General features: G+C 43.9%; 15 protein-coding genes. 7 read left to right on the plus strand and 8 right to left on the minus strand.

Annotated features, from left to right (window positions below):
* Positions 1-201: 201 nt before the first annotated feature.
* Entirely contained in the window at positions 202-4,185 is a 3,984-nt protein-coding gene (locus tag H8K33_RS06615) for a two-component regulator propeller domain-containing protein (protein WP_186890193.1), read from the plus strand.
* On the opposite strand, the gene H8K33_RS06620 is transcribed toward H8K33_RS06615, so the two are convergent.
* Positions 4,182-4,370 carry a hypothetical protein gene (locus tag H8K33_RS06620; RefSeq protein ID WP_186890194.1) on the minus strand — a complete coding sequence of 63 codons (189 nt, stop codon included), beginning with the start codon at positions 4,368-4,370 and terminating at the stop codon, positions 4,182-4,184. The two genes, H8K33_RS06615 and H8K33_RS06620, sit on opposite strands and share 4 nt — an antisense overlap.
* Positions 4,371-6,071, minus strand: coding sequence for a M14 family zinc carboxypeptidase (locus H8K33_RS06625; RefSeq protein ID WP_246443383.1), 1,701 nt, complete (start codon positions 6,069-6,071; stop codon positions 4,371-4,373).
* A gap of 122 nt (positions 6,072-6,193) precedes the next feature.
* On the opposite strand from H8K33_RS06625, the gene H8K33_RS06630 reads away from it, so the two are divergent.
* Positions 6,194-6,418 carry a DUF3820 family protein gene (locus H8K33_RS06630; RefSeq protein WP_186890196.1) on the plus strand — a complete coding sequence of 75 codons (225 nt, stop codon included), beginning with the start codon at positions 6,194-6,196 and terminating at the stop codon, positions 6,416-6,418.
* A gap of 524 nt (positions 6,419-6,942) precedes the next feature.
* Here H8K33_RS06630 and H8K33_RS06635 read toward each other — a convergent pair.
* From H8K33_RS06635 to H8K33_RS06645, 3 genes are read right to left on the minus strand one after another with little or no spacing between them, the layout of a single operon-like run.
* Positions 6,943-8,262 (minus strand): TAXI family TRAP transporter solute-binding subunit, encoded by a 1,320-nt coding sequence (locus H8K33_RS06635; protein ID WP_186890197.1) that lies wholly within the window; start codon positions 8,260-8,262, stop codon positions 6,943-6,945.
* Positions 8,263-8,294: 32 nt separating this feature from the next.
* A complete protein-coding gene (locus tag H8K33_RS06640) occupies positions 8,295-9,089 on the minus strand; it encodes a competence/damage-inducible protein A (protein ID WP_186890198.1) in 795 nt (264 codons plus the stop codon).
* A 9-nt stretch (positions 9,090-9,098) separates the two neighbouring features.
* Positions 9,099-9,965, minus strand: a complete 867-nt coding sequence (locus H8K33_RS06645) for an EI24 domain-containing protein (RefSeq protein WP_186890199.1) — start codon at positions 9,963-9,965, stop codon at positions 9,099-9,101.
* A 171-nt stretch (positions 9,966-10,136) separates the two neighbouring features.
* Between H8K33_RS06645 and H8K33_RS06650 the strand changes: the two genes are divergently transcribed.
* A complete protein-coding gene (locus H8K33_RS06650) occupies positions 10,137-10,493 on the plus strand; it encodes an FKBP-type peptidyl-prolyl cis-trans isomerase (RefSeq protein ID WP_186890200.1) in 357 nt (118 codons plus the stop codon).
* A gap of 120 nt (positions 10,494-10,613) precedes the next feature.
* Here the strand turns inward: H8K33_RS06650 and H8K33_RS06655 are convergent, their stop codons facing one another.
* Both H8K33_RS06655 and orn read right to left on the minus strand, forming a co-directional pair.
* Complete coding sequence (locus H8K33_RS06655; protein WP_222613317.1) at positions 10,614-10,853, minus strand: hypothetical protein; 240 nt, start codon at positions 10,851-10,853, stop codon at positions 10,614-10,616.
* Between the two features lie 79 nt (positions 10,854-10,932).
* Positions 10,933-11,538 (minus strand): oligoribonuclease, encoded by a 606-nt coding sequence (gene orn, locus H8K33_RS06660; RefSeq protein WP_186890201.1) that lies wholly within the window; start codon positions 11,536-11,538, stop codon positions 10,933-10,935.
* Between the two features lie 104 nt (positions 11,539-11,642).
* On the opposite strand from orn, the gene H8K33_RS06665 reads away from it, so the two are divergent.
* The 3 genes from H8K33_RS06665 to rsgA are packed head-to-tail and all read left to right on the plus strand — an operon-like array spanning position 11,643 to position 14,263.
* Complete coding sequence (locus tag H8K33_RS06665) at positions 11,643-12,914, plus strand: M48 family metallopeptidase (protein WP_186890202.1); 1,272 nt, start codon at positions 11,643-11,645, stop codon at positions 12,912-12,914.
* Between the two features lie 53 nt (positions 12,915-12,967).
* Entirely contained in the window at positions 12,968-13,315 is a 348-nt protein-coding gene (locus H8K33_RS06670) for a 4a-hydroxytetrahydrobiopterin dehydratase (protein ID WP_186890203.1), read from the plus strand.
* 9 nt (positions 13,316-13,324) lie between these two features.
* A complete protein-coding gene (rsgA, locus tag H8K33_RS06675; protein ID WP_186890204.1) occupies positions 13,325-14,263 on the plus strand; it encodes a ribosome small subunit-dependent GTPase A in 939 nt (312 codons plus the stop codon).
* A gap of 138 nt (positions 14,264-14,401) precedes the next feature.
* Here rsgA and H8K33_RS06680 read toward each other — a convergent pair whose 3' ends face one another.
* Entirely contained in the window at positions 14,402-15,196 is a 795-nt protein-coding gene (locus tag H8K33_RS06680; RefSeq protein ID WP_186890205.1) for a substrate-binding periplasmic protein, read from the minus strand.
* A gap of 248 nt (positions 15,197-15,444) precedes the next feature.
* Between H8K33_RS06680 and H8K33_RS06685 the strand changes: the two genes are divergently transcribed.
* Positions 15,445-18,780, plus strand: a complete 3,336-nt coding sequence (locus H8K33_RS06685; protein ID WP_186890206.1) for a S41 family peptidase — start codon at positions 15,445-15,447, stop codon at positions 18,778-18,780.
* The last annotated feature ends 56 nt before the right edge of the window (positions 18,781-18,836 follow it).

The following is an 18,836-nucleotide window of genomic DNA, read 5'->3' on the forward strand; positions in this document are numbered from 1 at the left end:
TGAGACAAATGAGCATCTTCGTGTTTTTCTGGCACATTGCTGACATACCTGAGCACTGTTGCAAAATGCAATACTGATCTATCCATTTCCTGACTATTTACATTGACGACCTCAGATCACGGGAATACAGTGATTTAAAAAATGTGCTTGAACTCGAATCTAAACCTCAGTTAGCGACATGCATAAAAAGGCGTGAACACCATGCGAATTCTTGGATTTCACAAAGCGATCTCCAGCTTCTGTTGCCTGCTAGGCTGGCTGATTTTCACTGATATCCATCCTGCTTACGCTGACTCAAAACAAAATTTACGTTTTACACACATTTCACAAGAACAAGGCTTATCCGACGGTTCAGTTCCTAGCATTTTTCAAGACAAACTAGGTTTAATGTGGATAGGAACGTCAACTGGTTTAGCCCGCTACGATGGACGTCGCACTCGTCAATGGAGTTCTGATCCAGAAGAAAAACACAGTCTGAGCGGCCCTTTAGTTTCGTCCATACTACAAGGGCACCAGGACTATTTATGGATAGCGACTTCAGGCGGTTTGGATCGCATCAATACCAAAACTGAACAGATCGATCGCGAAGCTATGCCAGCGGAACTGTCTTTACAACAAAGACGGGTCTGGTCACTAGCAGCAAACACGCAAGACAAAATTTGGGTAGCGACGCACACTCGCCTATATCTTTTTGATCCTCATGCGAATTCCGAGCAGCGATTTCAAGCAATTCCATTAAGTGGAGATGATGGCGCTCAACTTCGCTCGATCACCTCAGACGGACAAGGCGGCATTTGGGCAGCCCTGGGCTCGCGTGTTTTTCATTTGACGGCAAGCGCTGTCGTCGCGCAACAATTCGATGCCGCAAGCGTCAATACCCATAAAAGTCGCGTCGATTTTTCTGTTCGTTATATGGCCTTAGACGATCAACATCGCTTATGGCTTGGAACTCAGACTGGTTTACAAATATGGAATGTCAAGCAGACACAAGCACAACTAGATCCACTCAATGCTCAGCTCAATCTTCCCAATGAACGTATTTTTGCTATCTTAATGGATGAGGAAAAATCGATGTGGATAGGCTACGGCGGCAACAACGCGCTGTACCGGATTCGTCCAAAAGACACCGTCAAAATTGAGCAATATAAAAACTACCCCACACTCACTTCGAGCATTATCAGCAACTCAATTGCGTCGCTTTTTCAAGATCGTACCGGCACGCTGTGGGTGGGGACCTGGGGTAATGGTATTAGTCTGGTTGATTTGCGCAGCAAGGGATTTACGCACTACTTCCATCTGGATGAAGAAAAAAATAGTTTGAGCAATAACAACGTGATGGGAATTCAACTTGACCGTGCTGGCAAGGCTTGGGTTGCTACATATGGCGGCGCCCTCAATTATCTCGATTTGGAAACCGGAAAGACAAGACAATTTCCACAAAATGAAACAGGGTCTCGGTTCACCAAGGCTTTACACTTACAAAACGACCAGCAACTTTGGTTAGGTGGCGATGATGGCTTGGTACGTTTTAATCCACGTACAAAAATCTCAGAAAAAATTGCACTGTCTCAAGAAACGCCGGGAGCAAAATCGATCAGCTCTATCATCATTGACCAGCGCGGCGATCTGTGGGCCGGCAGCGGCAATGGCTTATACCGGGTTTCTCCTGAACTCAAAGTCGAAACCTTTAAAGCATCACGCGATCAACCAGGCTATTTAACCCACGACACAGTTGACTGTTTGCTTGAAGATAAAGAAGGACGCATTTGGATAGGTACTAAAGGCGGCTTGCAGCTATGGGATTTCAAGACCGAAAAATTCTCACAAACGGTGACGCCAACAGCTGAAGTAAAAAATCCCAACGCCTTATCGATCTATGGCTTACATCAAGACCGGTCGGGAAAAATTTGGGTCGGGACTTCGACTGGATTATTTCAACTAATTCAATCTGGTCAGCAGTGGCACTTAAAATCGTGGCGAAAAGTCAGCGGCATGCCCGCCGGATGGGTGATTACCATACAGGACGATGACAAAGGAAACTTATGGCTAGGTGCAGAAAAAGGTTTAGTTCAATTAATGCCAGAAGTCGCCAACGCACGCGTGTATAGCAATTTTAATGGTCCAGTGAAAGGCAGCTTTAGCTTTGGTGCCACAACACAGGCTAGTGATGGCAGATTATTTTTTGGCGCTTGGGGACTGATCGTATTTCGGCCCGAAGAATTAAAAGATAACCACGCCAAGATCCCCGTTATTCTGTCTGACATTTTGGCATTTAATCGTTCACTAAGTGATAACTCAGTCGAGCCACAGATTGATCAAATTCAAGGAACATCGACATCCCAGCAGTCAAGTAGTCTCGCTGAAATTGGCATATCGACATTGGTACATGAAGCGAATGAAATTCACTTAACACCGAAACACAGCATGATCAGTTTCGAATTTTCTGCATTGCAGTTTTATGATTATCAGCTCAATCGCTATGCATGGAAATTGGAAGGTTTTGATCAAGATTGGATTTATGGCAAACCCGGCGAGGGGCTAGCGACCTATACGAATCTGGATCAAGGAAATTATGTGCTTAAAGTTAAAACAGCAAGTGCAACTGGGGAATGGAACGAAAATGCACTACAGTTAAAGATACGTGTCTCGCCACCAATCTGGAAAAGCTGGTGGTTTCAACTACTTTTGGTTTGCTGCGTTTCCGCGCTATTCATTTTGTTTTATCGCTTACGGGTTGGTTTTTTAAAACGTACAAGAGATCATTTAGAATTACAAGTCAAGCTACGCACGCAAGAAGTTCACGAACAAAAAGATCAATTGCGGCAAGAAAAAGAAATTGCCGAGCAAGAGCGCGAAGTTGCTGATAAAGCCCGACGCGACATCATCTTATTAAGCGAAATCGGTAGAGAAATCAGTGCATCACTCGATATCGAAGCAATTCAAAAAGTTTTTTACACACACGTCTCAAAATTAATGGATGCAGACGTGTATGGCATCGGCATGGTGGACTGGGATCAAAAGGTCGTCACCTTCGACAATGTATTAGATCAGGGACTACCTGCGAAGCGTTATTCCCGTTCTCTCGATGCGAATAATCAACCTGCGGCTCTTTGCATTCTTACAGGACAAGAACTCAATATCGGCCAATTTGATCATGACAATACCTTGGACGACAACACCCATCTTGGTGTGATGCATCGAAAACGGTCAGATGATTCAGAAGTCACCAGAACCAACTCTGGCTTATACGTCCCGATGTTTATTGATAATCAGGTGATTGGCGTGATTACGGTGCTTAGCACGCGTCCGTACGCCTATGATTCAACGCATCTTGATATGCTAAGAACGCTGGGCGCTTACGCCGCAGTTGCATTGGATAAAGCGAGAGCTTATGAACGGGTAAAATTAGCCCAGTCCAAACTCGTGGAACAAGAAAAACTCGCTGCACTTGGTTCGATAGTCGCCGGCGTCGCACATGAGCTAAACACACCGATAGGCAATAGTTTATTGGTCGCAAGCTCACTTAAAGAAAAGAACGATGAATTTATTCAATCGATACGCAATGGCAATCTGAAGCGATCAGAGATGGAACGTTTTTGTCGCAACTCAACCGAGGCGGTAGAGCTGATTGTGCGTAATCTCGATACATCCGCACAACTGGTTTCAAGTTTCAAACAAATTTCCGCTGATCAGACTTCAAACCAGAGACGCACATTTGATCTGGCAAAAATATGCGAAGAACTTGCAAGAACACTCGCAGCCCGCACGCGCAGAGATGGGCACCAACTTCAAGTTAGCATTGAATCAGGAATTATGATGGACAGCTTTCCGGGTCCACTAGGCCAAGTACTCAGCAACTTAATCATTAACGCGATCGTGCACGGATTCGAATCAGGCAAACCGGGGGAAATTAAAATCGAGGCCGAGCTTTACAATCAAACGTTCGTCATTTTGCGTTGCAAAGATAATGGCAAAGGCATCCCTGAAAAAAATCTAAAACGCATCTTCGAGCCATTTTTCACGACACGGTTGGGTCAAGGTGGTAGCGGATTAGGCCTACACATCAGCTACAACATCGTCCATTCAATTTTAGGTGGAAGTATTTCAGTACGAAGTCAACAGAATGTGGGAACCAGTTTTGCACTTGAACTACCTCTGGTTGCCCCACAAAATGCCTCAAACTAATCCACAGGCAAACCTAAATCGATGCCATCAAAATCGCGCAATGGAATCAAGTTAATTGCATGCCCGACAAACACCGAGCGATCATGCCAACCCTGCTCTTTGGCTGGCACCAACCAGTAACCATTTTCATCATGCGCTAGCCAATATCGCGGTTGCTGCATGTACTCATAAAAGATAATTGCCATTTATACGACCGAGTAAACTGGATAGCGTCGCCATTCCGGCTCATGGAAGCGTTGACCATTCGCAAAAATAAAATCAAGAACGGCCTCTTGATTGCTCAACAGTTCGGGATTCGCAGCCTTCCACGCTTCAAATTTCTCTGCCAGTCCTGGCTCGGTTTGCAGCATTTCATAAGCACTATCTTCAAACACATAATCAGAAAATGCTTCTTTCTTTTCCAACACGCTATTAAAAAATCCCCAGCGGAAAAAGCTATCATGCGCCTGTGGCTCTAAAGTTTCTATGGCGTATCGCGCATTTGGCTGATTCAAAGCTAGCAGATAATCACCCGCTCTTGCCTGTATCGTTTGCATGCGCACTGACAATCGCATCGCATCATGAAACATATGTCCTTCATAGGCATTTGATCGAGACGATACATCGTCAATGTGATAAACCTGCACTTGCAGTGTTTGATCCTCAGTCAATTTATCTAACACCACGCCATTCCATTGAAGACGCTCGATTACCTCACGCCAAGCCTGAGGAATCAAGTACGCCTTGGGCGTATTGATCACCACATCATCAACAAAATGATCGAAGTAAGCGATATCTTTTTCCCAAGGCTGATTGCGGTCGTAAGATAAACGCAGATAGTTCCCTAATTTACTCGGGCTATACACCGCTTGATAGCCTTTGAAACGAAAGCTTGATGGACGCGTGTGGTCTGCTTTCCATTTTACGGTCCATTGTTTTTTCTGCGTTGCGGCTTGCCGCGCCTGATCGCGCAATGTCTGAATTTGTGTAGCATGCGCAATCGTGAAATCTAGAACGACTTCAACCAAAGCACGCATGGAATCATAACGATCTGCATATGGCTTGAGCATATGCGTTTCTGGCATAAATCCAATGGTGTGATGCAAAGCCGCAAAGCCGGTAGAAAAACGCGGCACTTCCAAAAAGTCTTCGATCCCATCATCAGGCGTCACTTTAACTGGATTGACGTATGGACAGGTAGGCCAACCACGCTGCTCCATATTGGCATAAATTGCGGGCAACATCGTGCTACGCAAAAATGGCCCTAATCCATCCCCTAATTTATCTGCCTGCGTTTGAATCAAGGTCATGGTATAGCTGTAATCTGCGCCATTTGAAGTATGCGTATCGACCATTACATCGGGATCCCACATCGTGAAGAAACGATTAAATACTTGTGCTGCCAGACTATCGCATTTAATAAAATCGCGGTTCAAATCGAGGTTACGTGCATTTGCCCGAAAACCAAACAATTCCGGTCCATCTTGATTAACACGCGAGGTGTTTTGTCGATTCAAACAACCATCAACGTTGTAGATGGGAATAAATAAAAAAACGGTTTGCCCCAAAGCAGCGAGACGTTCTGGTTGTAGACAAAAATCTCTCACCAAGGCCATGCATGCATCAATTCCCTCCGGCTCACCCGGATGGATGCCATTATTATTAAAAAATACCGGACGACCTGCCGCTTTTAAAGTTTCACGATCGAACTCAGCATCAGCTGTAATCACACCAGCATGCATAGGAATACCATTGTCCGACACGCCAATCTGCATGAAACGCAAAACTTGTGGGAAATCTGCCGCTAATTTTTCGTAAAAAGGAATACATTTTTCCCAGGTTGTGGTTTGATTTTGATTACCAAGTTCGTAGGGGGTTAGGTAAGTAGAATTTAATGGCATATTCATGAGATTCAGGATTCGATAAAATGGGCGACATGGGCGGGAATTGTAGCATCGTCACTTCAGAATTTTTCATGTAATCACGCCCTTCCAACCGAACGAAGACAGTTTCATCACCATTGATCACTATGCAAACCGACGATTTAATTTCTTTAGTTACAAAAACTATGCCTTATGGGAAATATCAAGGTCGCTTATTGGCAGATCTACCTGGAGATTATTTAGGATGGTTCGCGCGAGAAGGGTTCCCACGAGGTGAGATTGGCAGGCTGTTAGAATTGATGTATGAAATTGATCACAATAATTTACGTGATTTATTAGTGCCTTTAAGACTTTCGAATACAAAGAATTAGACCAGCACAGGCAGAAAAGCAAATGTCAAAAAAGTTCAAAAATCAGCAAAAGTATTGGGTAATGATACCGTCAATCTTATCAGCTTGACCCTAAGAATTATTTTTAGTCTTACGGTAAACAACTGTGGACACTCACATCCAACAAACCTAGGTGTAGAAAAAATTGTTTTCTACATCACTGAGATTTATAGCGACACCACACAATTGCATTACAAATTTAAGACAATTTACATAGAACTTAACTAAATGCAGACAGTCTTACTCAAGCGAATATGTTTGAATGCGGGTTAGCTTGTTGATGCACGACAGTGATTAATACAACAACGAACATCGCAAGAATTTGACTGATCATGAAAGAACCACTGATGTACAGAGGTGCACATCTACCTGTGAAAAAACAAGATACTCCCCTCCGTCTTGTAATTTCGTGTGCCTCTGTACTGATGGGGTTTATGTTCTAAACTTCACTCCCCATCCCGATAAGTGATAAACATTCAAACTTAATTAGTTTGAAATGATATGCATTACATGCCGCTTTGCACCCGCCTACGCACAAACTGAATATGGCTTCGTAAGCCATACAATTCCTCGGCATAAGATAAAGGGATAGAGATCTGATTGACCTTATTTTCAATCTCATTCAAACGCCGCAATTGTTGCTCAGCTATTTGCTGCCTTTGTTCGGGAGAAGCTTCGTCTAAGGCATGCTCAACTGAACGCAATTGACCATACCAGCGATAGATACGAGAACGCACTCGCCATACATACAAAGGAGGAATAATTTTCGAGAGTGGCAATGCCAATGCGCCAAAAGCGATCAATAAAACCCACATACGTTCAAGAAAATTGGACATCCAAAAACTCAAGTAACGCTGCAAAAATGGGGGGCCATTTTTATAAAATTTCTCTGCCTGCGGCTCCACGGTAATTTCTGTATAGCGATCAGATGGAAACTCACCCTGCTTACTGAACCAATTGGCACTACCATGTATTTTCTTAGCTGCCTGCAAAAATAAACTGATTAAGGCAGGATGCAAACTTTCATGCGCGACCAGTGTGGCAGTAGGTGAAATCAAATGATAATCGCGTGAGGGAATATCTTTTCCCATATCGACGATTCCTCGCGGCAAGACCACATGTGACAGATAAGGAAATCGCCTTGTATAAGCTTCAGCTTGCACAAAATCAAATAACTTCACTCCCGGTGTTTGCAATAACATCTGCACCAGTTGCGAATCTGAAGCAGAGCTCATTACCAGCACATCAATCTTCTCATCAATAAATGCCACCGTAGCGGGTGTGCTTTCTAATTGATGAATTTCGACCTGCGTTTCTTCAAGATTATTCACCGACAATAATTGCTGAAATAGGCGTCGAACACCGAACCCGTCAGGACCGACATTGATCCGCTTGCCTTTTAATTCGGTCAAGCTGGTGATCTCTTTTTTACCACGATAGAAAATCCAAATTGGCTCATAAAACAAACTACCTAAAGAGATCAGACCCTTTTCTATCGCATCTTTCTCAGTGGTCGAACCACTTTGTACAAATCCAATATCGATATTCGAATCTGGATCGGCAATCTGTTGAAGATTTTCTTGCGATCCTTGTGACTTATGAATGCGCAAGGTGATCTGATTATTGGCTAGCTCTTCCGCGTACTGTTTAGCAAATCGCTCGTAAGCACTATTTTCCTGCCCTGCACTGAAATCGAGTGTCCTACCTGGTGCGGGATCAACCACATAATATGCCGCCAACAATACCGCAATGACCATTAACACGATGGGACCAAAGGCAATCAATGCATCTTTGGTTGAAATCAAGGTAAATTTAATCTTGGGCATAATCTAAAATCACCTGGTTGAATTGAGCAAAATTAAATCTCTTCAATGCGTTGATATTCAGCTTGAAATTGATCCAAACCCAACAGCATCTCCATGAAAGCTTGCGCGACCTGCGTTGGCTCGCCCTTTACACCCAATTCAATATGACGACGCATCGTTTCCGTTCCAACGCTCGGTAAGCTGAAGACTTTAATCAATGGATATCGCGCTTCGAGAGTTTCCATCATGGGTGTCAATAGAGATTCGGCGACTTCAAATACTAGCACTGCCTGTTCATCTGATGGCCGTTGGTGAAATAAGTGCGGGTAATGTGTATCCAGTACCCAAGCAATCATGGGCCAGGCCATTACCGGAAAACCCGGAACAAAGTAATGCTGTCGAATCGTGAAGCCTGGGATCTTATTGAACGGATTTGGGATAATCGCTGCCCCCTCAGGGAACTCGCCCATTTTCAATCGATGCAAATGATCTGGGCTATTTAAATCAAGCTCTTGTAGAGAATCTGCATTCATTTCTAGAATTCTCTGCTGAATCAAGACTTTGGCTTCTGGATGGAGAGCCAGCGGCAAATTCAATGCAGCTGCTGCACACTGGCGCGTGTGGTCATCAGGTGTTGCACCTATTCCACCAGTACTAAAAACAATGTCGCCACTTGCAAAGCTACGCGTCAATAAATTAGTAATGCGAACCCGGTCATCTCCAACATATTCTGCCCAATCTAAACTTAGCCCACGTTCTTTCAAAATCTCTATAACTTTCGGCAAATGCTGATCTACACGCTTACCAGATAAAATTTCATCTCCAACAATAATTAATCCAATTGCCATCATTTGCTCCTACATTTCTAAAGTGTGTTGACGCGAACTCACGTCGGTCTGTACGTTCTCAGACATTTTTTCTTGGCGTAATTCTTGTAAGGCTCGCAGACAGAAATGCTGATACCACAGCCCGGTGAAAATAAAAATCAGCAGATAAACCCAAATTGCCGCGCTAACTATAATCGGAAACAAAAATAAGTTAGCCACAGATATGGCGCTTCCAACCCATAACAACGACGGTAAGCTGCTAAAAGCACCCGCAATTAAACCAATTAATAATAGCGATCCACGATGCTTCTCGACCAATTGTTTACGCTCGTCACTGTCAGCAAATAGTGCCAAAGCGTCGTAACTCATAACACGATAGGTCAGCCATCCCCACAACAAAGGCTGCACGAAAACATAAATTGGCGGAATGAATATCAAAGGTAAAGTCACTACGCACCCAAACACAAACAGGAAAATGGAGCCGAATGAAAATCCCAAACTATGTAAAAACGAAGCACCATAGCGCTTCTCTAGCAGCGGAAAATCTCTCGCGCCCACATGCTTAGCAATTATGGGCATAATCAACACGCCAATAAATAACAGGCTACTAATAACGACTAATGGCAATAGTAACCACATCGCCAATAAAGGAACGACTACTGTCTTGAGTGCCAGTAAACCAAGGGAACTAAGCACTTGCGCCGCGCTCGAATATCCTTCGTGCACGGCAAAGTAAGACTGCACAAAATCGATCACGGCTTGCATACGCCAAGCCATCAATGCTCCCCACAACAGCAGGGAAATAATCAATGGTATGACACTTAAAAGAATTATTTTGAATCGAAATTGCGTGGCTAGAGCACGAGCCCAAGAACGCATTACAGCGGATAAATTCATTGAATTACCTTTAGACTCGCAAAGAAAGACTGAATCAACTAAATCATTGATCGCGCGTATTCTACCTCGCATTAACAAAGTGAACACATAGGCAAGCATACAAATTCGTCGACTTTTCCTCTACAATGGCGCCTGCAAAATCTCTCTAACATTCCCTATCAAGGAGTAATCATGTCCTCTATCAGTACCGTCAGCGGTCTACAATACGAAGATAAAATCGAAGGATCAGGCGCAGAAGCGACCGCAGGTAAAAATGTTGAGGTTCATTACACTGGTTGGCTACAGAATCCAGATGGCAGCGCTGGCAAAAAATTTGATTCCAGCAAAGACCGTGGCACACCCTTTGAATTTGCGCTCGGCGCAGGTCAAGTCATTAAAGGTTGGGATGAAGGTGTAGAAGGTATGAAAGTAGGCGGCACGCGAATCCTAACAATCCCATCAGCCTTAGGCTATGGCCCTCGCGGCGCTGGTGGCGTGATTCCACCAAATGCTACTTTGATTTTTGAAGTCGAATTATTGGGTGTATAAATCTTCTAGAACACAATCTGCGTAAGCAAAAAAAAGCTGCTTCAATTTTTTGAAAGCAGCTTTTTTTATTCCCACCTTACGCAACTTGAATCATCACTCATCCAAGCTTAACCAGCATTATTATTTGAAAGGACTGCTGCTATTTAATGGCATACCTTTTTTTGCGCAGGTCGGCGGATTTGTCATTCCAAAACTCAACAAATTACCGCCATTGATGACACAATTAAATTCGTTACCATTGGCCTTCACTGCAACGTAGGTATTTGTGCCATCTACACGCTTATTCACGACAACGACCTCGCTAGGTTGAACACCTAAAGTACCCGCAGTCTTTGTCTTTACATCATCATCTGACAACATATTGGTTTTCGTCGCGATGGTATTACAAGCTGATGTTACCAATACAAGAGCAAGCCCAGTAGAGCTGCTCAGACAAACATTATTCCTTAATAAAGTGCTCGCGGTAATACTTCAATTCCTCAATCGACTCAATAATGTCGGCCAGAGCGGTATGCTTTTGATGTTTCTTAAAACCACTAGATAAAGCAGGCTTCCAACGGCGACATAATTCTTTTAATGTCGATACATCCAGATTACGATAATGGAAAAACTCTTCCAACTTCGGCATTCCGCGGAACATAAAACGGCGATCTTGGCAGATGGTATTTCCACACATTGGTGACTTACCCGCTGGCACATACATTTTCAAAAAGCTAATCAGCGCTTTCTCAGCATCTGCTTCAGTCACTGTCGAGGCTTTGACCCGATCAATCAGACCTGAACGACCGTGCGTTCCTTTATTCCAAGCATCCATTTTATTTAATACTTCATCCGATTGATGGATCGCAAATACCGGACCTTCTGCCAATACATTTAACTGCATATCCGTCACTACAACAGCGATTTCAATAATCTTGTCATTATCAGGATCGAGTCCTGTCATCTCCATGTCTACCCAAATCAAATTCATTTCATTCGGCTTAGCTGGCTTTGCTGCAACTACAGCGGTCGTTTCAGTTACTTCGATATTGCTCTCTTGTGACATAATTCTTCCTAGACGCTAATTTGGCCAATATCTTAGAATAAGCTAAAAACTTGATTTTAAGATAATTACCTTGAACACTTTTTCTGATAAAGCAGCATTTTCCCATGAATTCATATACGTTTTCGGTTTTATTCATTGTTTTTCTTGGCATTACGGTCAGCTTGCAATTCTGGCTGTCGTCACGTCAACTACGCCACGTTAGCAAACATCGATCAGAAGTGCCTGCCGAATTCAAAGAAAAAATTGGCTTAGACGCACATCAAAAAGCAGCAGACTACACCATCGCCAAGACCCAATTTGGCTTACTGTCTTTATTCGTCAGTGTTCTCATCTTGTTGGGTTTCACCCTATTCGGTGGCCTGCAATTACTCGCTGTCAGTCTTTATCAGTGGCTAGGCGATGGCATGATTTATCAATTAAGCTTGATCGCTGGCTTCGCCCTGATCAGTGGCGCCTTAGATCTACCATTTGATCTCTACCGTCAGTTCGTCTTAGAAGAAAAATTTGGTTTTAATAAAATGACGCTGAAATTATTCTTAAGTGATCTGATGAAAGGAAGTCTCATAGGTGCCGCGATTGGATTACCTTTGGTGTGGGTCGTGATCACCTTGATGGATAAATCGGGCGACCTATGGTGGTTATATGCTTGGTTGGTATGGACTGGATTCCAACTACTAATGATGTTGATTTTTCCGACTTGGATTGCACCACTATTTAATAAATTTACACCGTTGGCAGACGACAGCTTACGTGCCCGTATCGAAGGCCTGATGCAGCGTGTAGGCTTTGCCTCCAGTGGTTTATTTGTCATGGATGGATCCAAACGCAGCGCCCATGGAAATGCCTATTTCTCTGGCTTTGGCAAAACTAAACGTATCGTCTTTTTCGACACCTTGATTGCGCGTTTAGCGCCGCAAGAAGTCGAGGCAGTATTGGCGCATGAACTTGGTCATTTCAAACTAAAACACATCGTAAAACGTATGATCGTCATGTTTGCCGTGTCCTTAGGTTTCTTAGCTTTACTGGGCTATTTGAAACAACAAGTTTGGTTCTTTACCGGTTTAGGCGTCGATCCCATTTTATTTGCTTCTTCAAATAATGCGATGGCCCTGATCTTGTTCATGTTGACTTTGCCAGTTTTCACTTTCGTATTGTCACCACTAACTTCAATCAGTTCACGTAAGCACGAATTTGAAGCAGATGCATTTGCGGTGAAACACACGAATGCCAATGATTTAGTATCAGCCTTGGTCAAATTGTACGAAGACAATGCATCAACGCTGACACCTGATCCGATACACTCCGCTTTTTATGATTCGCATCCACCAGCATCCATCAGAATCGCGCATTTGCACCAGCAAGGCAAATTAGCATAATGCTGCTATCAATATTCCAGTTAAATTAATTACTACTCAAACGACTCCATCCTATGAAAACTTCTGATCTCTTAGCAAAAAAATCTGCCCATACGGAAATTGGTTTACAAGATAAAGAACTGCCAATCTACTTCGCTGCGACGCCCGGCTGGGAGCAAGATGGTCCTCGCATCATTAAGGCCTATCATTTTAAGAACTATTACGAGACACTAGCCTTCGTCAACGCAATCGCCTACACGATTCATGAAGAAGATCACCACCCTGAATTAGTCGTTACTTACAATCGTTGCATCATTAAATTTGACACACACACAGTCAATAGTGGAAAAGGCGGCATCTCGGAAAATGATTTTATTTGTGCTGCAAAAATTGACGTTATTTTCACTCAGACTTTCGGTTGATTGCGCCGCATGTCTAAAAAATTTGTCTCACAAAAAAAATCTGCGCCGACCGAGCAAGGTACAGTCATCGCTGCACATGGTCGCCACTATTTAATTCAAGCCAAAGACATTAAATTGCATTGTGTTACACGTGGCAAGAAAAGCGATGTCGCTGTAGGTGATGTCGTCGAATACCAACTAACCTCAGCTAACCAAGGTGTGATCGAAGCAATCGTTCCACGCAGCACTCTGCTGTATCGCTCAGATCAATATAAATCAAAAATGTTGGCGGCAAACCTAACACAACTGATTGTCGTGGTCGCCACCGAGCCAAGTTTTTCCGATGATTTAATTTCCCGCGCCTTGGTAGCATCAGAATCTTCTGGAATTAAAGCACACATCGTTTTAAATAAAATCGACGTTAGCACCAGCCTGCCGAAAGCCAGAGAACGTGTTGGATTGTATGCATCACTTGGCTATCCAGTACACGAAGTATCTGTGACTGCCCAAGCAGAAGCAACCCGAGAAAAAATGCTCTCGCTGATACAAGGTCAAAGTACGATTTTGATCGGCCAATCTGGCATGGGAAAATCATCGCTCATCAATCTGTTGATTCCCGATGCAGATATCGCGACAAGAGAAATTTCGGCGGCCTTAGATACAGGCAAACACACAACAACCTTCACCCGTCTATTCCAAATGGACGCATGTCAAGGTCAGCCAACCTATGTGATCGATTCGCCAGGATTTCAAGAATTTGGCTTACATCATTTGAGCGAGGGTATGCTTGAACGGGCTTTCCCAGAATTCCTGCCGCATTTGGGTCACTGCAAATTCTATAATTGCCACCATCACACCGAGCCTGGCTGTGCGGTTCTCGATGCATTGAAACGTGGTGAAATTACGAGAATGCGCCATGATCTATTTAAGCAATTAGTGCATGAAGCTGCGCAGACTATTGGCTATTAAATATTAAAAAGTAATTTGAATGGTTCTTCTGCTTCATTTAGGAATAAGCCATTTGATCGACGTAAGCTCAACTCAGATCGCCAAGAAAATATATAAAGCCAATTTTCACATTATTTCGAGGCGCAAAAAACACCCTCGTCATGGTTCAGGCTTGTTCCACTTTTGCTCCAGCTTCGAATAAGTCCCGTTCTTTTTTATCTTGCGCAAACCACGATCGAGCAATTCTGCATACTTTGCAGATTCTGCTCTTTGGCGTGAGAAACTCACATAGAGAGAATTTTGTCCGATACTTCCCACTTGCTTGATTTTCCCAGAGAATTCGTCTGGATAGCGATTCATCAAATAATCCACTACACGGGTGTAAATCAAAGAATATTCGGAGCGTTGGCGCAATAATTTCCTGAGATTAGACAAGTCCGTCGGAGCCACTTCGCGGTTAATGCTTTGGTTCGTGTCCACTTCGTCAGTATAAGTGTAGCCATGTGTTACACCAACCTGCTTACCGCGCAAATCACTCACTTGCAAGTTACTGTTGGCGGAATTTTGTAAAGCATAAATCCCTATCTCTGCTTTAAAAATGGGTTCGTCATGAAACAACAGTAGTTTACTTAACCTACTATCTTTCAAACTATCAAAACAGGCTAGCTCTTGCCCAGTTTCAGCAAGCATCAAACACCGTGCGTAAGGTGCCGATTTAAAGGTCACTTTCACATTAACGGCGCTAAATGCGGCATCGATAATATCGACCGCCCATCCTTGCAACTTCCCATTTTTATATGCCGCATAGGGATACCATTCATCCTCCCCAACCAAGGTGATGCTGTGAGTTCGCTCCTCTGCCGCGGCAAGATCAACTCTCGTCAGGCAAATGAATAAGCTACTAATAATGAGGATGATTTTTGACAAATAACGCAGATAACTACAGTGGTGCATAAAAATGCTCTCGATATGTCCTATAGCTATTTAAGCATAATTAAGCACAAATTTTTATTTGTACAAAAAAATAAGATCAGTTTTGTCTAAAATAACCAAATAGCCACACTTTTTCATCAAGTTAATTAGAACTAAATCGGGTACTAGCGGTCAGAAACTGTTCTCGATATGATCGATCTACACCAACATCTTTGATGTTAATTTGCACATTGGTTTATTTTTAATCTCACCTGTTAATAAGAAAAATCATGAAAATTCGCCCAATATTTCTTACGCTTTCTCTTGCTGGCATGATTTCTTCTGCCTATGCCTCAGCGGATAATCAAGCATATGCACGCTTTCCCACAATTCGTGCAGAAACCATCGTATTTACTGCCGAAGGTGACCTATGGAAAACAGGAACAAGTGGTGGCACGGCACAGCGACTGACGACACATCTCGGTGCAGAAACACATGCCGCCATTTCACAAGACGGGCAATGGCTAGCTTTCTCCGCGACTTATGAAGGAGCGCAAGAAGCTTATGTCATGCCAATTCAAGGTGGCGTTCCAAAACGAATTAGCTTTGAGAATGGCGTCGTCACGGTGTTAGGTTGGAGCGCACAAGGTGAGGTATTAATCACAAGTCAAAATCAAGTTGGGCCAAGCTCGCAAACCGTAATCTCCGCAATCAATCCCAAGAATTTACAACGTCAAATTTTCCCAGTGACCGACGCCAACGAAGCTGCAATCGATGATGCTGGTAAAACTTTATATTTCACACGTCTTGGACTACACACCCGTAACGACAATGCAAAAATGTATCGTGGTGGTGCCTTAGCACAATTATGGAAATTTGAATTACAAGGCAAGAATGAAGCAGTCAATGTATTTGCAAATGAAAAATCAAACAACCGCCGGCCAATGTTATGGAAAAATCGCTTATATTTTTTAAGCGATCGTGATGGTGCCTACAATATTTACTCCGCAAATTTGGATGGTGGCGACGTCAAATCACTGACGAAACATCGCGACTGGGAAGTAAGAAATCCACAATTGGGCGATGGCAAAATAGCCTACCAGCTTGGCGCCAATTTACATGTATTGGATCTCAATAAGCAAGACGACAAATTAGTCAACGTCGCGCTGGTGTCAGACTTCGATCAGTCGCGTCAACGATACATTAAGAATCCATTGGAATTCTTAACCAACACGCAAATCGCAGCAAAAGACGATAAGCTGGTGCTCACCGCACGAGGTCAAATCACCATAGCAACCACAGGCAATCAACGTCGCGTCGATATTTTATTGCCGGAAGGGGCGCGAGCGCGCGATGCGGTGTTCTCGCACGATGATCGTTTCATTTACGCATTTGCGGACAGCAGTGGTGAAAACGAAATCTGGCGCTTTCCTGCGAACGGTAACGGCAAGCCGGAACAATTAACCAAAGATGGTGACACACACCGCTTAACTTTAGCGCCCTCTCCTGATGGAAAATGGATGGCGCATACAGACAAACGCGGCAGACTGTGGTTGCTTGATCTCGCCAGCAAAACCAATACTGTCATCGACGATGCGTCAAAAGAAGGACATGGAACGCATGATGAAATTGTATGGTCACCAGATAGCAAAACACTCGCGATGGTACGTGGCAATAGCAGTCAAGGCCGCAATCAAATTGGATTGTATGACTTGGATAGCAAGCAAACGCATTTCGTGACAACCGATCGTTATGAATCCGAATCGCCAAGCTTTTCTAGCGATGGCAAATGGTTATATTTCTTATCGAATCGAAATTTTCAACCGGGTGTCGGTGCTCCGTGGGGTGACCGGAACATGGGTACTTATTTCGACAAGCGTGCGGGCATTTTTGCACTGGCCCTGCAACCTGGAAATCGCTTTCCATTCAAGCCTGACGATGAGTTAAGCAAAAACAGCGAAAAGCCGAGCGAGAAAGTTGCTGATAAAGTTGGCGACAAGCCAGACACAAATGATCTGGCGAAAGATGGCAAAAAAGCGGATGCACCTGCAGCTAAAAAACCAGTCAACAGTATTGTCTATCAAGGGCTTGCCGAACGTCTATATGAAGTCCCGATTGCCGCTGGCAACTATCGCCGATTGGTTTCAGATGATAAACGATTATATTTCCTCGAACGCGATCCGGTCGACCGCAGTCGTAGCCATGTGAAAACACTCGCAATCGCAAAGACTTCACCGCAAGCAGAAGTATTCGCCACTGGCGTTCGTAACTTCGATTTATCTTTAGATAAAAAACGTGTATTCCTGCACACCGGTGTTGGGAGCGGCGATTTCTTCGTAGTTGATGCAGGCGCTAAAGCCCCGCCCGACATGAGTAAAGCCAAACTCAAAATTGATGATTGGACCTTTAGTTCTAACCCACGTCAAGAATGGAAGCAGATGTTCATTGATGCTTGGCGTATGCATCGTGATTTCTTATACGATACGAATATGCGTGGGGTCGATTGGGTCAAAGTACGTGAAAAATATACCCCATTGGTCGATAGAATTGCCGACCGTGCAGAACTCAACGATTTGCTGGGCTTAATGGTCAGTGAAGTCAGCTCCTTGCATTCACAAGTGCGGCCGGGCGATATCCGTCGTGCAGCACCAGATGGTTTGGCCGCTGGCCTAGGTGCAGTATTGAGCAAGACGAATGAAGGCTATCGCATCGATCATATCTATCGTAGTGAACCTGATTTACCTTCACAACGTGCGCCTTTGGATAATCCCGATGTCGATGTCAAAGTCGGTGATGTCATTACCGCCATCAACGGCAAAGATGTTTCAACAGCACGCGACATTTCTGACCTGCTGTTAAATCAAGCGGACAAGCAAGTATTGATGCAAGTGAAACGTGGCACGAGTGGCACGACAAACAAATCGGTGTTGGTCTCGCCAATCAGTATGGTGAAACAAGCCAATTTACGCTACAGCGATTGGGAGCAAAGTCTGTCTGGCAAAGTTGACCGTGCTTCCAACGGTAAGATCGGCTATCTGCATTTGAGAGCAATGACGCCAGCTGACGTTTCCAGTTTTGCACGCGACTTTTATGCAAATTATGATCGTGATGGCTTAATCATCGACGTGCGCCGGAATAATGGCGGAAATATTGATAGCTGGATTATCGAAAAGCTCTTGCGTAAAGCTTGGGCTTTCTGGGCGCCACCTGGACAACAATCCTATGCCAATATGCAGCAAACTTTCCGCGGTCATTTAGTGGTCTTGATCGATGAATTGACTTACTCAGATGGTGAAACATTTGCAGCTGGGGTCAAAGCACTCAATCTGGGTCCATTGGTTGGAAAACGTACAGCGGGCGCGGGCGTATGGCTATCGGACCGGAATACATTAAGTGATAATGGTATGGTGCGTGCTGCTGAGAATGCGCAATTTGATGCAAGAGATGGGCGTTGGATGGTTGAAGGTATCGGTGTGGTACCCGATATTGAAGTTGATAATCCACCGAATGCTAGCTATAAGGGTGAAGATAAACAATTAGAAACTGCAATCAATTATTTGCAGAAGAAATTGAAAGAGCAACCGATCAAAGCTTTACGACCACAAGCTATTCCACCACTCAAATAATTGACTTGTAGCGATAAATTAAAATAGCGCAGAGATAAAAATCTGCGCCATTTTAT

It is taken from the genome of Affinundibacterium amnicola (genome assembly GCF_014284275.1).
GTDB classification, from domain to species: domain Bacteria; phylum Pseudomonadota; class Gammaproteobacteria; order Burkholderiales; family Burkholderiaceae_D; genus Undibacterium; species Undibacterium amnicola.

Bases quoted from the DNA above. Each gene is read 5' to 3' on its own strand.
- H8K33_RS06615 (WP_186890193.1), top strand. From the start codon at position 202: ATGCGAATTCTTGGATTTCACAAAGCGATCTCCAGCTTCTGTTGCCTG.
- H8K33_RS06620 (WP_186890194.1), bottom strand. From the start codon at position 4,370: ATGGCAATTATCTTTTATGAGTACATGCAGCAACCGCGATATTGGCTA.
- H8K33_RS06625 (WP_246443383.1), bottom strand. From the start codon at position 6,071: ATGAATATGCCATTAAATTCTACTTACCTAACCCCCTACGAACTTGGT.
- H8K33_RS06630 (WP_186890196.1), top strand. From the start codon at position 6,194: ATGCAAACCGACGATTTAATTTCTTTAGTTACAAAAACTATGCCTTAT.
- H8K33_RS06635 (WP_186890197.1), bottom strand. From the start codon at position 8,262: ATGCCCAAGATTAAATTTACCTTGATTTCAACCAAAGATGCATTGATT.
- H8K33_RS06640 (WP_186890198.1), bottom strand. From the start codon at position 9,089: ATGGCAATTGGATTAATTATTGTTGGAGATGAAATTTTATCTGGTAAG.
- H8K33_RS06645 (WP_186890199.1), bottom strand. From the start codon at position 9,965: ATGAATTTATCCGCTGTAATGCGTTCTTGGGCTCGTGCTCTAGCCACG.
- H8K33_RS06650 (WP_186890200.1), top strand. From the start codon at position 10,137: ATGTCCTCTATCAGTACCGTCAGCGGTCTACAATACGAAGATAAAATC.
- H8K33_RS06655 (WP_222613317.1), bottom strand. From the start codon at position 10,853: ATGTTGTCAGATGATGATGTAAAGACAAAGACTGCGGGTACTTTAGGT.
- orn (WP_186890201.1), bottom strand. From the start codon at position 11,538: ATGTCACAAGAGAGCAATATCGAAGTAACTGAAACGACCGCTGTAGTT.
- H8K33_RS06665 (WP_186890202.1), top strand. From the start codon at position 11,643: ATGAATTCATATACGTTTTCGGTTTTATTCATTGTTTTTCTTGGCATT.
- H8K33_RS06670 (WP_186890203.1), top strand. From the start codon at position 12,968: ATGAAAACTTCTGATCTCTTAGCAAAAAAATCTGCCCATACGGAAATT.
- rsgA (WP_186890204.1), top strand. From the start codon at position 13,325: ATGTCTAAAAAATTTGTCTCACAAAAAAAATCTGCGCCGACCGAGCAA.
- H8K33_RS06680 (WP_186890205.1), bottom strand. From the start codon at position 15,196: ATGCACCACTGTAGTTATCTGCGTTATTTGTCAAAAATCATCCTCATT.
- H8K33_RS06685 (WP_186890206.1), top strand. From the start codon at position 15,445: ATGAAAATTCGCCCAATATTTCTTACGCTTTCTCTTGCTGGCATGATT.